We start from the raw sequence: 751 nt of genomic DNA on the forward strand, positions 1-751 counted from the left end.
CGTCGAAGGCGTCCTTGTCCAGCGGCCAGATCGTCGGGCCCTTGTGCACGTGGACGTTCTTGATCCCCAGCTCCTGCGCCCGGGCCAGGAAGCGGTAGCACTCCGGGTCGGACAGCTTGTAGCCGCGCGACCCGTTGTTCCACTCGGCGGTGTAGAGCTTGACGCCCTTCAGGCCGTACTTCTCGGCGTCCGCCTCGAGCTCCTTCAGCCCCGCGTCGCCGTCGCGCGGGTCGAAGCGCCCGTTGACGATCAGGCGGTCGCCGAAGCGGTTCAGCAGCTGCGCGTTCTGCTCGACGGTGTTGAAGCCGTTGGTGTACCACTCCTTGAGGTAGGTCGACTGGAAGATCGCGACGTCGACGTGGCCCTCGATGAACATGTCGCGCTCGAAGTCGTCGGGCGTGACCTTGAGGTAGTGCTCGTAGTCCCAGTGGGTCTCGGGCGGGCCGAGCTGGTGGTAGCCGTAGAAGCAGTCGATCCAGCCCTTCGCGTACTGCTCGGCGCCCGGCTTCCAGTTCTCCCGGCTGGCGTCCCAGAAATGGCTGTGTGAATCGACGATGAAGTACTTCTCGCCGTCCTTCTCGTACATCGTGGTGGGACCTTTCGCGTCAGGGAACGAGAATGGCTCGGCCGCGCACGCGGCCGGCGTCGAGGTCGTGCAGCGCGTCCAGCGCCGCATCCAGCGGGTACTGCTTGGTGTGCAGGGTGACCTTCCCGGCCTGGGCGAGCACCATCAGCTCGGCCAGATCGGCAT

2 protein-coding genes are annotated in these 751 nt (G+C 65.6%); both read right to left on the reverse strand.

The genetic code is table 11. The features are described 5' to 3' along the window. On the reverse strand, window positions 1-586 hold a 586-nt coding region (locus ABEA81_RS42365), incomplete at its 3' end, for an amidohydrolase family protein (protein WP_345613720.1). 19 nt (window positions 587-605) lie between these two features. Beyond that, window positions 606-751: zinc-binding dehydrogenase (locus ABEA81_RS42370; protein ID WP_345613719.1), on the reverse strand; the 146-nt coding region annotated here is incomplete at its 5' end.

The sequence above is a fragment of the Pseudonocardia adelaidensis genome, from assembly GCF_039543345.1.
GTDB classification, from domain to species: Bacteria; Actinomycetota; Actinomycetes; order Mycobacteriales; family Pseudonocardiaceae; genus Pseudonocardia; species Pseudonocardia adelaidensis.